The sequence below is a fragment of the Moellerella wisconsensis ATCC 35017 genome (assembly GCF_001294465.1).
GTDB classification, from domain to species: Bacteria; Pseudomonadota; Gammaproteobacteria; order Enterobacterales; family Enterobacteriaceae; genus Moellerella; species Moellerella wisconsensis.
Genome location: NZ_LGAA01000075.1, coordinates 1 through 297 on the forward strand (window position 1 = coordinate 1; position 297 = coordinate 297).

The following is a 297-nucleotide window of genomic DNA, read 5'->3' on the forward strand; positions in this document are numbered from 1 at the left end:
CAGCTGGCTTTCAAACCTCGCCGATGGTAGAATTTAATGAGGTATTTAAGTACGGGACAAGATGTGTTTTTGGAGTACCGCCGACACGCGGCGGCCGTCCAAAAACGTCTTGGTCAGGGCAAGCCCCGACACCCCCTAACGAGGTTAGCTATCTGATGAGCCGTAGCGAGAGCAGAAAAACAGACGATCGAATCCAGGTGAGATGTTCCACAGAAGTGAAAGCTAAACTCACCGAAAAGGCCCATGAAGCAGGGCTTAGTCTTAGTCAATATCTTATCAAATCTGGGCTTGGAAAGC

General features: G+C 49.5%; 1 protein-coding gene. It reads left to right on the forward strand.

Going from position 1 to position 297, the window contains the following annotated elements; all coding sequences use genetic code 11:
- Positions 1 to 155: 155 nt before the first annotated feature.
- On the forward strand, positions 156 to 297 hold a 142-nt coding region (locus M992_RS15720), incomplete at its 3' end, for a plasmid mobilization protein (RefSeq protein WP_147638203.1).